Raw genomic sequence first — 17,164 nt, 5'->3', positions numbered from 1 at the left:
CGCACTCAGCCCCGGTCCCCTCTGCTACAGCTTAAATATACCTCGGACCCGGACGCCATCATGACAAAAAACGTACTCTTCATCATGTGTGATCAACTGCGATGGGATTACCTGTCCTGCGCAGGGCATCGGGGGCTTGATACGCCGCATATTGACGCCTTGGCCAAACGCGGCGTGCGGTTTGATCGCGCCTATGTGCAGTCGACGATCTGCGGCCCATCGCGCATGTCCTTCTACACGGGCCGCTACGTCAGTTCGCATGGATCGACGTGGAACAACGTGCCGCTGAAAGTAGGCGAGATGACCTTGGGCGACCATTTGCGCCCGCTGGGCGTGCGCACGGCCCTCTGCGGCAAGACCCATATGAGCGCCGATGCTGAGGGGATGAAACGCCTCGGTTTGGCCCCCGACAGCACCATCGGCGCTTTGGTGTCCGAATGTGGTTTCGAGCCTTATGAGCGCGACGACGGGCTGCACCCAAGCACCAGTTACGGCAAGCGCAACAAAGCCTATGATGAGTACATGAAGGACCGCGGCTGGGAGGATGAAAACCCTTGGGACAGCGTCGCCAACAGTGGCGAGGATGCAGACGGCAACATCCTGAGCGGCTGGTTCCTCGACAATTCAGACGCCAAGGCCCGCGCCTCGGATGAAGAGAGTGAGACCCCCTATATCACCCGCCGTGCGATGGACTTCATTCAAGAGGCGGGCGACACGCCATGGTGCCTGCATCTTAGCTATATCAAACCGCATTGGCCCTATATCGTGCCCGAACCCTACCACGATATGTACCCGCCGGAGACCCATCAGCCGGTGCTGCGCAGCGACGCGGAACAGACGGACCCGCATCCGGTGTTTGGGGCTTTTATGGAAGAGCGGGTGTCCAAAGCTTTCACCAATGACATCACCCGGACGAAAGTGATCGGCGCCTATATGGGGTTGATCAAACAGATCGACGATCAGATGGGCGAGTTGATGGCGTTTCTGGACGCCAAGGGTTTGACCGATGAGACGATGATCGTCTTTACCTCGGATCATGGCGATTATCTGGGCGATCACTGGCTTGGCGAGAAGGAGTTGTTTCACGACCCTTCGGCACGCATTCCCCTGATCGTTGTCGACCCCAGCAAAGAGGCGGATGCCACACGCGGCACGGTGTCAGACGCGCTGGTCGAAGCGATTGATGTGGTGCCGACCATCCTCGACTATTTCGATGGCGCCGCCGTTCCGCATATCATCGAGGGCAAGTCCCTGCGTCCGCTCATGCAGGGCAAGGCGGACCGCCTGCGCGAATTTGTCGTCTCCGAATATGACTACTCTTTCCGGCAGGCGCGTCGTCGTCTGGGCGTGAGCGTTGCCGAGGCCAAACTGACGATGCTATTTGATGGACGTTGGAAATACGTCTTTGCCGAAGGCTTCCGCCCGATGCTGTTCGATTTGCAGGCTGATCCGGATGAGTTCAACGATCTGGGCAATGATCCGCATTCCGCGCAAGAATGCGAACGGCTGCAAAACCTGTTCTTTCAATGGACCCGCCGCATCAGCCAGCGCACCACGATGTCCGACGCTGAAATTGAACGGCGCGGAGCCGACCTCAACGAAGCGCGGGCGGGAGTACTGATCGGCTTCCCGACGGAGGCCGACCTTGAAGCTGCCTTTGCAGCGGCAGGCGAGAAGCCCAAGGGGTAGGGGCGGCTGCGCATGCCATAGCACCGCAAAGGTCTGTGGCATGCGCACTTGGTCTGGGTCATCAACGCCACCGCTGGAGCTGGCGTTCTGAGGCTGCGGCCTCAATGTGGCCGGTTGCGACCTGCCTGAGCGGCCTGTTCGCGGGGCGGCCAAGTTGATCGGATGTAGGCGAGAATGTCCCAGATGTCCGCGTCCGACAGTACCCCTTCAAAGGCGGGCATTCCGCTAGCGAAATCATCAATCCCGCGCGCGGCCAATGCGGCGCTGCCGCCGCGCTTGGTATATTCAAAGAGCAGGGCATTGTCGTGGTGCCAGGTATGGCCTGTGGCATCATGAGGGGGCGCTGGCAGGATGCCGTCCTCATCCGGTGTCCGCCAGTCAGGCTGGCCTTCGAGATTGGCGCCATGACAAGCCGCGCAGGTCTCGGCATAGAGCGTGCGCCCCGCATCGATGTCGCGGCCCTCAAGCTCGTGGCCCGCCTGCGCCGTGGTTGCCCAGACAAGGGCAAGAAGTGAATATCGGATCATGTGACCTCTACCCATGTTCGCATCCCTCCGATGGCATGGCTTAGCATGTGGCAGTGGATCAGCCAGCGGCCCGGATTGTCAAAAACGCAAAGCACATCCCGGCTTTGACCGGCCGCCACCAAAGTCGTGTCGCGCAGATCACCAAGGCTGTCATCGGCGGCGAGTTCATAGAAATGATGGCCATGCAGATGGATGCCATGCGGAAAGGCGGTATCATTCACGAAGGTGATCCGTACCGTTTCGCCGCGTTCGATGGCGGCAAAGGGCTCCTGTGGCAGGTCCGAGACATCGTTGAAGGACCAGATGTTGGCACCGCCGTGCCGACCGCCCATGGCACCGCCCATCATGGTCAGCGTCAGGTGCTGGGAGGGGGCACCCGGTGCCGGGAGGTCCGGTGCCGCCAAGGTCGGCAGAGGCCCCGATTGCCGATCCGTATTCTCGCCAGAGACGGACAGTTCTGCCAGACGGTAAGGCGCCTGTCGCGTGGGCATGTCAAAGCCGACTGGGCCGGTGACATCGACGATCAGATCGGCCCGCTGAGCCGGCGCCAGAACGAGGTCAGAGAACGCGCGAGGTTGGCGCAGTGCCATGCCGTCCAAGGCGACAACCGAACCCGAGACGCCGGAGATGCTCAGGGGAAAATACGATTGGTCGCCGCATTGATCAGCCGCAGGCGGATGCGATCACCTTGCTGCACGTCGCTCCGCGAGAGGAAGCCGCGGGCGAAATTGCCCATATAGCCCGCATGGGCCACGCTATGCATGTCGGTGAATTCATCAACAAGGCTGCCATCTTCGTCGATGATCCAATCGGACAAGATCACGGTGATGTCATGATCCAGATCGAGGGGGGCGTCGTCTTCGACGATCAGCGGCCCCATCAAGCCGCGGGCCACCTGTTCTTGCGAGATATAATGCGAATGGTACCAGTAGGTCCCCGCATCGGGCGGCACGAAACTGTAGGTCTTGCTGTCACCGGGGTTGATCAGGTCTTGCGTCAACACCGGAACGCCGTCCATCCGGTTTTCCAACCGGATGCCGTGCCAGTGAACGGCGGTGCCCTCTTGCAGGGCATTCTCAACCTCAATCGATGCCCGCGCACCCCGTTTAAGCCTGATCTCAGGTCCCGGCATCGAGCCGTTGAACCCCAGCATTGCGGTGGTGCCTTCGCCTTCGGGAAGGATCTGCTGAATAATTTCCTCGGCTTTCAACGTCTGAGGGGCCGGAGACGCCGATCCCGGCGCGGGCAGGAGTGCCATGGCCGAAGCGCTGGCGAGAAACTGTCTTCTGTTCATGTCATGCCTTATCGAAATCTAAAGTCATCAGTGCCGCCATCAAAGCCTGCGCATTCGCGCGATGGAACGTATGAGGTGTCGCTGCCGTTGCCAGCATTGCCCGGACGGGCGGTTTCGCTGCCATAACACATCCGTGTGGCGCCAATCTGTCCGCGCCCCTCATGCTGCCTCGCTCAATTTGGTGCTCAGGTTGTTCATATCATTCCCCAATGCCACGGTCATCAATGCGTCATCCATCAAGTCCTCTATGAAGGTGCTCAGCAACTGGGTGCGCCCGGTAACGGCCGCCTTGCGATAAATCGCGTTTGTCTGCGCTTTGATCGTGCCTTCGGAGGTGCCGCGCAGGTCCGCAATGTCGCGGGTGCTCAGGCCCTTGACCAAAAACACCGCGACATCCCGCTCGGCGGGGGTCAGACGCCAATCCGTGAAATGCCGCGACATCACCATTGAGAACTCCGTGGTGCAACGGCGCATCTTTTCTTCGGCGAGCCGGGCGCGTTGCAGGCTTGTTCTAAGGGCGATCCAGCCAAGTGCCACGCCGAGGTTCAACCCAATGGCCAGCACGGTCTGTTGATACTCATGGCTCTGCCAGATCAGAAATTCAGGTTCCAGCCCAACAGCGTCCAGCAAGAAGCAGACGGAAAAGAAGATTGCCACAATTGCCTGTAGTGCAGCGATGGCCCAAAGGGCGATGGTTCCACGCGTTCTCATTGCTCGAACTGCCTTGTTATTTTGTGGAAAGAGCAGGGCCAGACCGGTCACCGGCCCTGCTGGCGGCGTTTACTTCATCGCTGTGACGGTCAGCTTGCCTTTCACACGGTCGGCCACGAATTCGATGTTCTGGCCTTCCTTCATATTGGCGATCAGCGCTTCATCGGCTTTGAACACCATGGTCATCGACGGCATGTCGAGGTTTTCCAACGGGCCGTGGATGATGGTGACCTTCTTGCCCTTGGCGTCGACCTTTTTGATCTTGCCGGTGGAGTAGACCGCGGGCGCCTCTGGCGCGTCATCGGACTGTGCGACGGTGATCGGGCCATGCATGCCGGAGTCGTAGTGGCCGGGGATCAGGCAGGCGAATTCAAAGCTGCCTTCGTTGGCGAAGGTCCAGATCACCTCGCCTTCCATGCCGGAGTCGAGACGGACCGAGTTTGGGTCGTCATGCTCCATGTCCATCTTGGCCATGGCTTCCTTGTGCTTGGCGTTGCCTTCCATCGTGTCGATCACGAACTCATGCTCGATCTCGCCCTTGTTGGTGACGGCAAAGCGGATCGTCTCGCCCTTCTTGATGTCGAACTCGGCGGGCTCAAAGATCATCTCGCCATCGTCGGTTTCGCGCATGGTCACGTCGACGGTGCGGTCAACGGCCTCGGCCTTGCCGGGCATGCCCACGGCCATTTCTTTGTGCATGTCGCCGTGGCCGTCATCGCCGTGGCCGTCGCCATGGGTGCCTGCGGCAAAGGCCGGGGCGGTGATGAGAAGGCTGAGGGCGGTCGAGAGAAGAAGTTTGTTCATGGTGTTTCCTGTATGGTTTTTGAGGTGATTATGGTCCAAGGGCCGCTTAGCCCTTGGAGGTTGGTTTTGGCGTGATCTGGGTTTTCGGGCTGTGGTTCTGCGCGAAGTCTGGCAGCTCGCCCGTCCATTCATACGCCTCGGTGCCCGGCGGGTTTTCGTACCAGCCGGGATCTTCGTAGTCGTCCGCGTCGATGCCTTGGCGCACCTTCACGACCGAAAACATGCCGCCCATTTCCAACGGGCCATGCGGCCCCCAACCGGCCATCATCGGCACGGTGTTGTCGGGCAGGGGCATCGACATTTCGCCCATATCCGCCATGCCCGCCGTGCCCATGGGCATGAACTCTGGCTGCACGCGGCGAACCTGACGTGTCATGTTCGAACTGCTGGTGCCGATCAGCGTCGGCACGTCATGGCCCATCGCATTCATCGTGTGGTGTGACTTGTGGCAGTGGATCGCCCAGTCGCCCAGATGGTCGGCCACGAACTCATAGGCGCGCATGGCGCCCACGGGGATGTCGATCGACACCTCGGGCCATTGCGCCGATTCCGGCACCCAGCCGCCATCGGTGCAGGTGACCTTGAAGTCATAGCCGTGCATGTGGATCGGGTGGTTGGTCATCGTGAGGTTGCCCACGCGCACACGCACCTTGTCCCCTTGATTGACCACCAACGGGTCAATGTCGGGGAAAATGCGGCTGTTCCAAGTCCACAGGTTGAAATCCGTCATCGTCATGATGCGCGGAATGTAGGTGCCCGGATCAATGTCGAAAGCGTTGAGCATGATCAGGAAATCCCGATCCACGCGCATGAAGTCCGGATCCTTGGGGTGGACCACGAACATGCCCATCATCCCCATCGCCATCTGCACCATCTCATCCCCGTGTGGGTGGTACATGAAGGTCCCGGATTTGGTCAGGTCGAACTCATAGACAAAGGTCTTGCCCGGCGGGATGCCGGGGTGGCTGAGGCCGCCGACGCCGTCCATGCCCGAGGGCAGGATCAGCCCGTGCCAATGCACCGTCGTATGCTCGGGCAGGCGATTGGTGACATAGATGCGCACCCGGTCGCCCTCGACGGCTTCGAGGGTGGGGCCGGTGGATTGGCCATTGTACCCCCAAAGACGCGCAACCATCCCGTCGGCCAATTCGCGCTCGACCGGTTCTGCAACAAGGTGGAATTCCTTAACCCCGTTGTTCATCCGGTGCGGCAAAGTCCACCCATTGAGCGTTACGACCGGATTGTAGTCCGGCCCGCTGGTGGGGCGGGTGGGGGTCTGGGTGAGGGCACTGTCCATCACCGCGGCTTCGGGCAGGCCCATGTTCATGGTCTGGCCCCATGCTTTGGAGGATACGAGCGTCGCTCCCGCAGCACCGGCCCCCAGCAGTTGACGTCTGTTCATCATGTGATTGCTTCCTTGTCTCAATGTCCGCCGCCGCCACCGGCGGCAATCTGTGCCTCTCCGCCGGCGCCACCGCCGCCGCTGCCACCGCCGTAGATCGCGGCGGTCAGACCGGCAGAGGCCAGCCAAAACTCACGCTTGGCATTGGCCGCCTCAAGCTGGCTTCCGATCTTTTCGCGGGCGTCGTTCAACAGATCGAAGGTGCTGGTGATCATGCCGTTGTTGCTGAGCAATGCCTCCTCATCGATGGTGCGCCGCAGGGGCAGCACCACGTCTGAGTAGTGCCGCGCAATCTGGTGGCTTGAGCGGTAGGCCGTGGCCGCTGCACGTGCTTCGGAGCGGACATTCACCGCCCGTTCGGCCAGCACATTGGCCGCTTGGAGATAGCTGAGCTCAGCTTTGCGCAGCCGCGCCTTGCCGCTGTCGAAGATTGGGATGACGAACTCGAACTCGACCTGCGGCGCGATGCTGGTCTCGACTTCTCCGTCCTCTTCTTCACGCTCAATCTCGGCCCCGGCGATGACTTCGAGGTCCGTCAGAGTGCGGGTGGCATCGGTCAGGCCGTAGGCTTTCGCCGTTGCTGCCAACCCCAGCCGGGCGACTTCCAGATCAACACGATTGGCCAGCGCCAGCCGTTCGATGCCCCTGTGGCCACTTACCGTATTTGGAACGCGCGGAAGGGAATCAGGCACGTAATAAGCCACGTCCTGCCCCCAGAGACCCATAAGCCGGGTCAGCTGTTCCTTGGCCAATTGCGCGTCCAGCCGCGCCTGCGCCAACTGCCCGGCCATCTCAGCGTTGAACGCCTGCTCGCGGGCCTGCGCGGCCTTGTTGAGCGCGCCGGTCTTGCCCAGCTGCTGCGCCAGTTCCGCCGCCGCATCCGTGGTTACGGCGGCACGTTTGAGGTAGCTGACCGTTTCAAACGCCGCGACCGCGTTGACCCAAGCCTCGCGCGTGTCATTGGCCAGCGCCAACGTGTCGCTCACCGCTTGCATCTGCGCGTGCTGGAATTCCGCCTCGGCAGCGGCGATGCGCTGTTTGCGGGTACGGGCGTCCAGCAGGTTAACGGCGATCATGCTCTCCAAAGCGCGGTACAGCCCGACCTCGGGCGCACCGATGCCCAAAAGACCGATGGAAACGACAGGGTTCTCGGGCGTGGACTGTTGCCATGCTTCCGCTGCCGAGAGGCCGATCTGCGCATAGGATGCCTGAAGCCCTTTGTTGTTCAAAAGCGCGACTTGCACCGCGGTTTCGGCATTGATCGTCTTGCCCTGCACCATGGCGCGGACCTGTTTAGAGGCGGCGACGGTCTCGGACTGCGACTGCGCCCAGACGGTGCGCTTGCCGATGGCCTTGGAGGTGCGCGCCTCAACGGCGGCAAAACCGGCATCGCGGGCCGAGTAATTTACCGGCAGCACCGGGGCCGTGCAGGCACCCAAGATCAGAGGCGTAATGACGGCGGCGGTTTTCAGTTTCCAACGCATCAGTGGTTCATCCCTTGCATTGCGCCCGGCTTGGGGGCCTGTTCCGCATTCAGCCGCCGCCAATCGAGCGGTTCGACGACACTGCGACGGCGGTAGCCTGAGAAGGGCTGTTCCTCGGCGGTGGCAGCGCTGCCACGTGCGCTGTTGTCGGCGGCGGTCATCGCGGCGACTTGGGGCAGAGGCGTGGGCTGCTGCACATAGGCGGCAGTGACATCAGGAAGGGGCGGGAGCGCCGTGGCGCAGGCGCCAAGGGTCAGGGACAGCGTCCCAGCGATCAGTGGTAATTTCATTGGTATTTTGCCTGAGAAAGAGGTGATCTTACCCGCGGCTCGAAACCGCGGATGCAAAGGCCGTCAGGGGGCCGGGATCAACTCAGGCTCGAGGTGGACGCAATTGGCCCGTGGGCTGGCCAGAGGCGACAGAGTGAGACACGCTGGCATATTCAACGGATCGCACCGCCGTCATCTTGGCGTCCTGCGAAGTGGTCAGCGCCGCCGTCAGGCAAATGCCACCACAGCAAGGCTCGCCTTCGAAACTTTCTGGTATGTCTTTCAGATCAGGCAACGCCGCAACATCCTGTTGCAGTTCTGACGCTGCGCTCATCTGGTGGCCCGTGTGATGCGCCGCCTGCGCGCTTTCGTGCATGCCGCTTTCGGCATGAACCGAAGAGGGCGGAAGCAGCAGCAAACCGCAGGCCAGAACCACACCCAGCAGGGCGCGGCAGAGGTGTGATATGTTTGCCGGAGCACGCATGGCCTTAGCAGTGTCGCAAGTCACGAAGCCTGTCAACGCGTCCAGCGCTGGAAGGATTGCAATTAAATCTTCGACCTTTGCAACAGAGCCGCGAAAGTCAAAGGGAGGCCCACCCGGTTCGGCAGCCCCCCCCTTGGCGAAGGTCACATCTCGTTCGTGCAGTCCAAGAACCCGCGGTAGCCAACGGTCAGCCCGCGGTCGAGATGAAATTTCATCTCGGCTTCCGAGCGGCGCAGGTTGCTTTCGGTATCGGTCCAATCCGCCCCGGCAAGGGGGGTGACGGTCACGTCAACGCCATCGGCGGTGAAACGGGCGCCATCGGCAAGCGCGGCTTGGTCAATGGCCTCATCGGATTGCAATTCAATCAAGGTGCCCGAGAGTTTGATCCCCCCGGCATTGCCCGCCATCACGAGGCTTGGGTCGCCTTCGTTCGTGCGGCCAAACTGACAGGTGGCGGCGCTGCTAAGCAAGCTTTCGACATCCTCAGGGGTCAGCCCCGCCGGGTCGACTTTTGCGACCTCTGCGGAGGATAGCGCATCGTCCACCGTACCGACTTCGGGCTGGCTTTCGGCCTCGCCCAGTTCCGGATCTACCGCGTCGCCGTTCTCTTCGATGTCGGCGATCAGGCTGCGCATCTCGGCGATCTCTTTGCGCTGTGCGGCGATGATGCCATCTGCCATCTTACGCACGCGCGGGTCCGAAAGTTCTGCCCGCTCCGAGGTCATAATGGCGATCGAATGGTGCGGAATCATGGCGCGCATATAGCTGGTATCGCCCACGGTAACTTGGCTGCGCACCAGCCAAAGGGTCAGGGCGAAGACCGCGATGGAGCCGATATAGATGGCGATGTTGATGGCCTTGTTGGAATACATCGACAACATGAAGCTCAGCATGATGACTGCCATCACAGCGCCCATCAGCAGCGCCATGTAGGTCCGCGTTTCGCTGAAAAAGACATGCTCAAATGCGTAGGTGTTCAGGTACATCAGGCCAAACATCACGATGGTCGAAGTCGAGATCATTGCGGCGAAACGCCAGTAGGACATGGGATATCTCCTCTCTCAAATTCCTGCGCGAGCGCGGCGCGCACTGTGGCAATCAAGGGCGCGGGGGGCTATGATCGCCCAAGCCAATGCAGGCCTTTGCAACGCACCAGCAAAATGCGAATGAAGCGGCTCTGGATACCCCCATATGGTATGTTAACAGGCCACGGTCGTCTTAGTTCCGATAGGTGGAGGCACCAAACGTGGAAGCAAAGCAGAACAAGGCAGCGATCCTTAAGCGACTGGCGCGGCTGGAAGGGCAGTTGCGCGGCGTCACACGGATGGTCGATGAGGGGCGCTATTGCGTGGACGTGCTGGTGAAAACCGCCGCGGTCCGCTCGGCCCTGCGCGCGGTCGAGCGATTGGTGATCGAGGATCACGCCAACCACTGTATGGAAGAGGCGATCCTATCGGGCGACCGCGAAGAGCAACGCCAGAAGTTCCGTGAATTGGTCGCCTTGCTGGAAAAGGCACGCGACTAGGGGTTCGTTTTGGAGGTGGGCGGTTTACGCTTAGAACCTAAACGCGAAACCGGCGGATTGGCCGCGAATGTGATGCGCAAACCGCATGGCGACAGGCTAGCTACGCGGCGCAAGTCGGACATGCGCCAAGGACGGCACGCGGTAGGGGCGCAGCCCCCCGATTGGCACCCGAGGCAGGCGCTCATGATGCGCAAGTTTTCTCTCATCTCTGCCCCGTGGTGAAACCATACCCACGAGGCGAACATTGGCCCTCTGTAGCCCTAGTTTTTTTTGAACGCCCCGCTTTTTGGGGCCGCAACAGATAGGAATGCGCCATGACAGATCAGAATTTTGATGCCCTCGACAGCCCGCAAAGCCAGCCCGGTCAAGAACATAAGATGGACCCCGCACCCGATAACACGCCGCGCTACCCCGGCTCGGATCGGCTCAAGGATAAGGTTGCGCTTATCACCGGGGGGGACAGCGGGATCGGGCGCGCCACGGCGCTGCTCTATGCGCGCGAGGGGGCGGATGTCGCCATCGTTTACCGCAATGAGAGCCGCGATGCCGAAGAGACCAAAGAGTTGGTCGAGGCCGAGGGCCGCCGGGCGCTGTTGCTGGAGGGCGATGTCGGCCAGAAAGACTTTTGCAACGATGCCGTGCGCCGCACGATGGAGACCTTTGGCAAGATCGACATTCTGGTTAATGACGCGGGCGAACAGCACGCGCAGGAGCGCCTTGAGGATATCGAAGAAGCCCAGATTGAGCGCACGTTCCGCACCAATATCATTGGCATGATCCTGATGACGCAGGCGACGTTACCGCACCTGAAAAAGGGCGCGCGGATCATCTGTGTCACTTCGATCACCGCCTATAAAGGGCAGGATTTGCTGATTGACTATGCCTCGACCAAGGGGGCGATCCTGTCTTTCTTGCGCGCCATGGCAAGCAAGCTCGCGCCCGAGGGTATTTTGGTCAATGGCGTGGCACCGGGGCCGATCTGGACGCCGCTGATCCCGGCATCATTCCCCGCCGATAAAGTTGAGGAGTTTGGTCAGAACGCCCCCCTTGGCCGCCCCGGTCAGCCGAATGAGGTCGCGCCCTCCCTGTTGTTCCTCGCCTGCGAGGATTCGTCCTATATGAGCGGGCAGGTGCTGCACCCGAACGGCGGCACGCTCGTTGGGGGATAAACCAGTTTGCCCCATGCCCCGCACGACAGACAATTGGCCTCTGTGTCGATGAAGCCCCGAATGCAGGCCGCGGCCGCATAAATAGCCCGAAAGGAGAACGTCATGCCAAACGAGCCAGATCACGCCAAAGAGAAACGCCCGCCCCACCGGGAGCGCCACAATGCGCAGGATGACCACGAAGGCGCGGCGCACCGCCCTGAGGAGTTCGATCCAAAGAACCCGCAAAAGGCGGTGAAGAAAGAGAAGTGAACGCGAAAGCAGTGCGGAAATCCCGCGCTGTTTTCTCGCATCGCCCCGTATTTAATTTCGGGCGAAATCCCCCCTGAGGGGGCCGCAGACGGGGCTAGATCAGACCCCCGGTCTTGCGGCGCTCGCGGTAAGGATCGGCGGGCGCGGCGCGTTGCTAGCCCGGCCACAAGACCTTGTTCTCTCCGAAAAACCTCTCTAGCCGTAGCGTAACTGCGCGACAGGCGCGCCGGGCATCTATACCCCGGCGATGGAACCGGCTATGCCTATGGCCAAGATCGTTGCGGCGGGCGCACTGCCGCGGCTGATCGCATTGCAGGCAGAGACGCGCTGCCGTTCGGCGGCGGCGATGTTTCGACCGCGATAGCAGGCGGGGCGACTGGCTCATGCCTCTGCGAGGGGCGGCGGTAAACGCCGCGTAACCGACCATTACGCCGAGCGCTTTGTCAGAGCGTTTGACCAAGAAAACAAACATAGGGGGATACAATGACCAATTTCACAAAACGTCAAAACGGACCGAGCCGTCGCAGCTTTCTAGCCGGGAGCGCGGCTGCGATGGGGGCAGGGCTGATCTTGCCACAGGGCGCGCGGGCACAGGCTCAGCCCAAAAAGGGTGGCACGCTGCGGGTTGGCTTCACCCAAGGCTCGACCTCCGACAGCCTTGATCCTGCGACCTTCAACAACGACTTCATGTTCGCCAGCGGCTATGCGGTCTTTAACACTCTGACGGAAATTGCCCCCGACGGCACCGCCCAGCCCGACCTGGCCGAGAGCTTTGAGGCGAGCAGCGATGCCGCCACATGGACCTTCCGCCTGCGCGACAACGCGCAATTCTCGGACGGCAAAACGGCGACGGCGAATGACGTGATCGCCTCGATCCGTCACCACATGGGCCCCGAATCCAAATCCGGCATCAAACCACTGCTTGAGCAGATCACCGACATCCGCGCCGATGGCGACAAGGTCGTGATCTTTGAACTGGCCGCAGGGAACGCGGATTTCCCGTTCATCTTCAATGACTACCACCTCGGGATTCGCCAAGACACCGGCGATGGCACGATCGACCCCAACAGCCGCATCGGCACCGGCGGCTATGTGATCGACGTCTTCGAGCCGGGCGTGCGGGTCGAACTGACGCGCCGCGATGATTACTGGAAAGAGGGCCGCGCGCATTTCGACAAGGTCGTGATCCTCAAAGTCGGCGATCCGGCGGCGCGGATGAACGCGCTGATGACCGGCGAGGTTGATCTGATCGACCGGCCCGATCTCAAGACGATCAACCTGCTGGGCCGCGCGCCCAACGTGAAGATCCACACCCAAGACGGCACGTTGCATTATATCATGCCGATGCAGACCAACACGGCGCCCTTCGATGACATGAACGTGCGGATGGCGCTGAAATACGGCATCAACCGCGAAGATATGATCGAAAAGGTTCTGCGCGGCTATGGCACCGTGGGCAATGACCAACCGATCTCGCGCTCCATGCCCTATTACAACGACGACCTTGAGCAGATCACCTATGATCCAGAGCGGGCGAAGTACCACCTGAAACAGGCGGGGCTTGAAAGCCTTGATGTGACGCTGTCGACCTCGGATGCGGCATTCAACGGGGCGGTAGATGCCTCGGTTCTCTTTGCCGAAAACGCGCGGCCTGCGGGGCTGAACATCGACGTGAAGCGTGAGCCGGATGATGGCTATTGGTCGAATGTCTGGCTGCAAAAGCCCTTCTGCTGCTCCTATTGGGGCGGGCGTCCGACGCCCGACCTGATGTTCTCGACCGGCTATGCCGCCGATGCGGAGTGGAACGAGACCAAATGGGACAACGAACGCTTTAACGAACTGCTTTTGCAAGCGCGGCCCGAGTTGGACCAGACCCGCCGCGCCGAGATGTACGGCGAGATGCAAAAGATCGTGAAAGAGCAGGGCGGCGCGCTGATCCCGGCCTTTGGTCAATATGTCTCGGCCATGAGCGAAAGCGTTCAGATGCCTGAGGAAGTGTCCGAGATGTGGGATCTCGACAGCCAGCGCTTCATCGAACGCTGGTGGATGTCCTAAGCCACAGCCTCATCCGGGCGGCCCCAAGGGGCCGTCCGTTTCCCGCACCAATGGCCCGATCCGGGCCGGAGAAAACTTTAAAATGTCCCGGCTTCAGAAGCTTGTTATCGGCCGAGTGTCCCTCGGCATTCTGACCCTCTTTGTCGTATCCGCCCTGATGTTCGTTGGCATCGAGCTTTTGCCCGGCGATCTGGCGCAGCAGATCCTTGGCCAATCAGCGACCGAGTCGACCCTTGCGGCCTTCCGCGCCGAACTCGGCCTCGATCAGCCTGCGCATCTTCGTTATTTCGATTGGCTCGGCGGCGTGCTGCACGGAGACTTTGGCACCTCTCTGGCCTCGGGGCGCGAGGTGTCCGAGCTTTTGGGGCCGCGGCTTGCCAATACCATGTTTCTGGCCACCTATGCCGCCGTCATCGCCGCGCCGCTGGCGGTGATCCTTGGCCTTTTGGCGGCGCTGTGGCGCAACACGCTGTTTGACCGGGGCGTCAATTTGACCGCGCTTTCCGCGATCTCTATGCCCGAGTTTTTCGTGGGCTACGTTCTGATCCTGTTTTTGTCGATCAAGGCGGGCGTCTTTCCGACACTTGCGCGGATCGACAGCGCCACGGGGCTGTGGGACGCGCTTTACCGCAGCTTTCTGCCCGCGCTGACGCTTATTCTGGTGGTTGTCGCCCATATGATGCGGATGACGCGGGCGGCCATCATCAACGTGCTCGCCTCGCCCTATATTGAGATGGCGCGCCTTAAAGGTGTGCCGCGCTGGCGCATTATCGTGCAGCACGCGCTGCCCAACGCATTGGCGCCGATCGTCAATGTCGTGGCCCTGAACCTTGCCTATCTGGTGGTCGGCGTGGTGGTGGTAGAGGTCGTCTTTTCCTACCCCGGTCTTGGGCAGTTGTTGGTCGATGCGGTCTCCAGCCGGGATTTCCCGGTGGTGCAGGCGGTGGGGCTGTTCTTTGCCGCTGTTTATATCACGCTCAACGTCTTGGCCGACATCATCTCGATCATGTCGAACCCGCGTCTGCGGCACGGGAGATAACGATGAAATCTTTGCTGAAATCCGCGCCTCCTTCGGCGATATTTGGGATGGTGGTGCTGGCCATCGTCGCCTTTACGGGGATATTCGCGCCCATCGTCGCGCCCTACGGCGAGACGCAGGTGGTGGGCGATGCCTATTTGCCATGGAGTGCGGCGCATCCGCTGGGCACCGACAATCTGGGCCGCGATATGCTGTCGCGGATGATCTTTGGCGCGCGCAACACGGTCGGGCTGGCGCTGCTGACCACGGCTATTTCCTTTTCGGTCGGGTCAACGCTGGGGATGCTGGCCGCGCTCAAAGGCGGCTGGCTGGACGAAGTCCTGTCACGCTTGGTCGATGTGCTGATGGCCGTGCCGCCGCTGATCTTGGCGCTGATGCTCTTGGCCATCGTCGGCCCGTCGATCCCGAATATGGTCGGGGTGATCGCGGTGATCTATGTGGCGCCGGTCTACCGGCTGTCGCGGGCTGCGGCGATGAATGTGGTCGGCCTTGATTTCGTCGAAGCCGCAAGGCTGCGGGGAGAGCGCACGCCGTGGCTGCTACGGCGCGAGATTCTGCCCAACATCTGGTCGACCCTGATCGCCGAGTTTGGGGTGCGCTTTTGTTTTGTGTTCCTCTTTATCGCGGCGCTGTCCTTTCTTGGCATTGGTATCCAGCCGCCCACGGCGGACTGGGGGTCGATGGTAAAGGAAAACGCCACCTTGATCAGTTTCGGGGATATCACGCCGTTGATCCCGGCGGCGGCCATCGCCTTGCTGACCGTTGCGATCAACCTGATCGTCGATTGGATGCTGCACCGCGCCAGCGGTCTGAAAAGTTAACCGAGCAGGGGCAGCCATATGGGAAATCTTCTAAACATTCGCGGTCTCCGGCTTGAGGCAGGCAACCGCGCGCGGCCCAATGTGATCATCAAAGGGCTTGATCTTGAACTCGACCGAGGGGAGGTGCTGGGCCTTGTCGGTGAAAGCGGGGCGGGCAAAAGCTCGGCCGGGTTGGCGGCGATGGGCTATGTCCGCGACGGGGTGCGCTTTGCCGGGGGCAGCGTCGAATTCGATGGGACCGAATTGATCGGCATGGCGGGCGGCCAGCTGCGCCGCCTGCACGGCAAGCGGATCGCCTATGTCGCCCAGTCCGCCGCGGCAAGCTTTAACCCCGCCAAGACCCTGATCGACCAATATACCGAAGCGCCGCGGCTGCACGGTGTCTCTGGCCGCGACGCGGCAGAGCAGGACGCCGTGGCCCTCTACCGCCAGATGCAACTGCCCAACCCCGAAGAGATCGGCTTTCGCTATCCGCACCAAGTGTCGGGGGGCCAGTTGCAGCGGGCGATGACGGCCATGGCCATGGCCTGCCGCCCCGATCTGATCATCTTTGACGAGCCGACGACCGCCTTGGACGTCACCACCCAGATCGAAGTGCTGGGCGCCATCCGCGATATTGTCGAGCAATATGACACGGCGGCGATTTACATCACGCATGATTTGGCGGTGGTCAGCCAGATGGCCGACCGCATCTGCGTGATGAAGGATGGTGAGGCGGTCGAGACCGCGCCAACCAAAACCATGTTGGACGCCCCGCAAGAGGATTACACCCGGTCGCTCTGGGCCGTGCGGTCGTTTCGCCGCCCCGATGCCGAGGCGGGGGAGGCTGCCGCGCTGATCCGCTGCGAAGGGGTTTCGGCGGCCTATGGGCCGATGACGGTTTTGGACAATCTCAACTTCACCTTTCCGCGCGGCCAGACAACGGCGGTGGTGGGGGAAAGCGGGTCGGGGAAATCCACTCTCGCGCGGGTGATCGCGGGGCTGCTGCCCCCCGCCTCGGGGCAGTTTTTCTGGAACGATGCGCTGCTTGAGCCGCAACTGGCCAAACGCGGGGCCGAGACGTTGCGCAATATCCAGATGATCTATCAATCGGCGGATACCTCGCTGAACCCGCGCCACAATATCCGCGAGATTTTGTCCCGCCCGGTGCGCAAATTCACGGGCCGCAAGGGGCGGGTGCTTCGGGCGCGGGTGGAGGAACTGATGGATCTGGTCGACCTCGACCGCGCTTTCCTCGACCGCAAACCCAGCGAGCTTTCGGGCGGTCAGAAGCAGCGCGTTGGCATCGCCCGCGCGTTGGCCGCCGAGCCTGAATTCATCATCTGCGACGAGGTGACCAGTGCGCTCGATCAACTGGTGGCCGAGGGGATATTGCGGCTGCTGGTGCGTTTGCAGACCGAGCTGGACCTGACCTTTATGTTCATCACCCATGACTTGGCCACGGTTGAGGCGATTGCCCATAAGGTGATCGTGCTGAAGAACGGCCAGATCGTCGAACAGGGCGGGCGGGATGAGATTTTCGGCGCGCCAAAGCAGGCCTATACCAAACGGCTGCTGACCTCGGTGCCGCAGATGGATCCGGAATGGCTGACAGAGGCCCGCGCGCGGGAGCGGTCCCTGCGGGAGGCGGAGTAGGGCGCTG

The 17,164-nt window shown here is 61.3% G+C and carries 18 protein-coding genes; 8 read left to right on the top strand and 10 right to left on the bottom strand.

The window, feature by feature from the left end; all coding sequences use genetic code 11:
• Positions 1-60: 60 nt before the first annotated feature.
• The gene (locus J3456_RS06400) at positions 61-1,689 is read left to right on the top strand and encodes an alkaline phosphatase family protein (protein WP_349579400.1); all 1,629 of its coding nucleotides are present in this window, start codon (positions 61-63) and stop codon (positions 1,687-1,689) included.
• Between the two features lie 101 nt (positions 1,690-1,790).
• Here J3456_RS06400 and J3456_RS06395 read toward each other — a convergent pair whose 3' ends face one another.
• The 10 genes from J3456_RS06395 to J3456_RS06350 all read right to left on the bottom strand — a co-directional run bounded on the left by J3456_RS06395 (position 1,791) and on the right by J3456_RS06350 (position 9,710).
• Positions 1,791-2,216, bottom strand: a complete 426-nt coding sequence (locus tag J3456_RS06395) for a c-type cytochrome (RefSeq protein WP_269343479.1) — start codon at positions 2,214-2,216, stop codon at positions 1,791-1,793.
• Positions 2,213-2,806, bottom strand: a complete 594-nt coding sequence (locus J3456_RS06390) for a multicopper oxidase domain-containing protein (protein WP_349579399.1) — start codon at positions 2,804-2,806, stop codon at positions 2,213-2,215. The genes J3456_RS06395 and J3456_RS06390 overlap by 4 nt, the downstream gene beginning before the upstream one ends.
• Before the next feature lie 41 nt (positions 2,807-2,847).
• Positions 2,848-3,510 carry a multicopper oxidase family protein gene (locus tag J3456_RS06385; protein WP_349579398.1) on the bottom strand — a complete coding sequence of 221 codons (663 nt, stop codon included), beginning with the start codon at positions 3,508-3,510 and terminating at the stop codon, positions 2,848-2,850.
• A gap of 159 nt (positions 3,511-3,669) precedes the next feature.
• Positions 3,670-4,221, bottom strand: a complete 552-nt coding sequence (locus J3456_RS06380; RefSeq protein WP_349579397.1) for a helix-turn-helix transcriptional regulator — start codon at positions 4,219-4,221, stop codon at positions 3,670-3,672.
• Positions 4,222-4,290: 69 nt separating this feature from the next.
• Positions 4,291-5,025, bottom strand: a complete 735-nt coding sequence (locus J3456_RS06375) for a copper-binding protein (protein ID WP_349579396.1) — start codon at positions 5,023-5,025, stop codon at positions 4,291-4,293.
• Positions 5,026-5,071: 46 nt separating this feature from the next.
• Positions 5,072-6,430, bottom strand: coding sequence for a multicopper oxidase family protein (locus J3456_RS06370; RefSeq protein ID WP_349579395.1), 1,359 nt, complete (start codon positions 6,428-6,430; stop codon positions 5,072-5,074).
• A gap of 17 nt (positions 6,431-6,447) precedes the next feature.
• The gene (locus J3456_RS06365) at positions 6,448-7,911 is read right to left on the bottom strand and encodes a TolC family protein (protein ID WP_349579394.1); all 1,464 of its coding nucleotides are present in this window, start codon (positions 7,909-7,911) and stop codon (positions 6,448-6,450) included.
• On the bottom strand, positions 7,911-8,201 hold the full coding sequence (locus J3456_RS06360; RefSeq protein WP_349579393.1) for a hypothetical protein: 291 nt from the start codon (positions 8,199-8,201) through the stop codon (positions 7,911-7,913). The genes J3456_RS06365 and J3456_RS06360 overlap by 1 nt, the downstream gene beginning before the upstream one ends.
• A gap of 82 nt (positions 8,202-8,283) precedes the next feature.
• Positions 8,284-8,664, bottom strand: coding sequence for a hypothetical protein (locus J3456_RS06355; RefSeq protein WP_349579392.1), 381 nt, complete (start codon positions 8,662-8,664; stop codon positions 8,284-8,286).
• Between the two features lie 143 nt (positions 8,665-8,807).
• Positions 8,808-9,710 carry a DUF6692 family protein gene (locus J3456_RS06350; protein WP_349579391.1) on the bottom strand — a complete coding sequence of 301 codons (903 nt, stop codon included), beginning with the start codon at positions 9,708-9,710 and terminating at the stop codon, positions 8,808-8,810.
• 200 nt (positions 9,711-9,910) lie between these two features.
• Here J3456_RS06350 and J3456_RS06345 point away from each other — a divergent pair, with 200 nt between their 5' ends.
• From J3456_RS06345 to J3456_RS06315, 7 genes are all read left to right on the top strand, one after another.
• Positions 9,911-10,189: a metal-sensitive transcriptional regulator gene (locus tag J3456_RS06345; protein WP_349579390.1), complete on the top strand. Its 279-nt coding sequence runs from the start codon at positions 9,911-9,913 to the stop codon at positions 10,187-10,189.
• A gap of 314 nt (positions 10,190-10,503) precedes the next feature.
• The gene (locus J3456_RS06340) at positions 10,504-11,358 is read left to right on the top strand and encodes an SDR family oxidoreductase (protein WP_349579389.1); all 855 of its coding nucleotides are present in this window, start codon (positions 10,504-10,506) and stop codon (positions 11,356-11,358) included.
• A gap of 102 nt (positions 11,359-11,460) precedes the next feature.
• Positions 11,461-11,607, top strand: a complete 147-nt coding sequence (locus J3456_RS06335; protein WP_162931808.1) for a hypothetical protein — start codon at positions 11,461-11,463, stop codon at positions 11,605-11,607.
• A 483-nt stretch (positions 11,608-12,090) separates the two neighbouring features.
• The gene (locus J3456_RS06330) at positions 12,091-13,662 is read left to right on the top strand and encodes an ABC transporter substrate-binding protein (RefSeq protein ID WP_349579388.1); all 1,572 of its coding nucleotides are present in this window, start codon (positions 12,091-12,093) and stop codon (positions 13,660-13,662) included.
• 82 nt (positions 13,663-13,744) lie between these two features.
• The gene (locus J3456_RS06325; protein WP_349579387.1) at positions 13,745-14,701 is read left to right on the top strand and encodes an ABC transporter permease; all 957 of its coding nucleotides are present in this window, start codon (positions 13,745-13,747) and stop codon (positions 14,699-14,701) included.
• Between the two features lie 2 nt (positions 14,702-14,703).
• The gene (locus J3456_RS06320; protein ID WP_206054308.1) at positions 14,704-15,522 is read left to right on the top strand and encodes an ABC transporter permease; all 819 of its coding nucleotides are present in this window, start codon (positions 14,704-14,706) and stop codon (positions 15,520-15,522) included.
• Positions 15,523-15,540: 18 nt separating this feature from the next.
• On the top strand, positions 15,541-17,157 hold the full coding sequence (locus J3456_RS06315) for an ABC transporter ATP-binding protein (protein ID WP_349579386.1): 1,617 nt from the start codon (positions 15,541-15,543) through the stop codon (positions 17,155-17,157).
• Positions 17,158-17,164 lie beyond the last annotated feature (7 nt).

This window comes from Sulfitobacter sp. NFXS29, assembly GCF_040148765.1.
Classification (GTDB): Bacteria; Pseudomonadota; Alphaproteobacteria; order Rhodobacterales; family Rhodobacteraceae; genus Sulfitobacter.
This window is presented reverse-complemented; position numbering and strand designations above follow the sequence as displayed.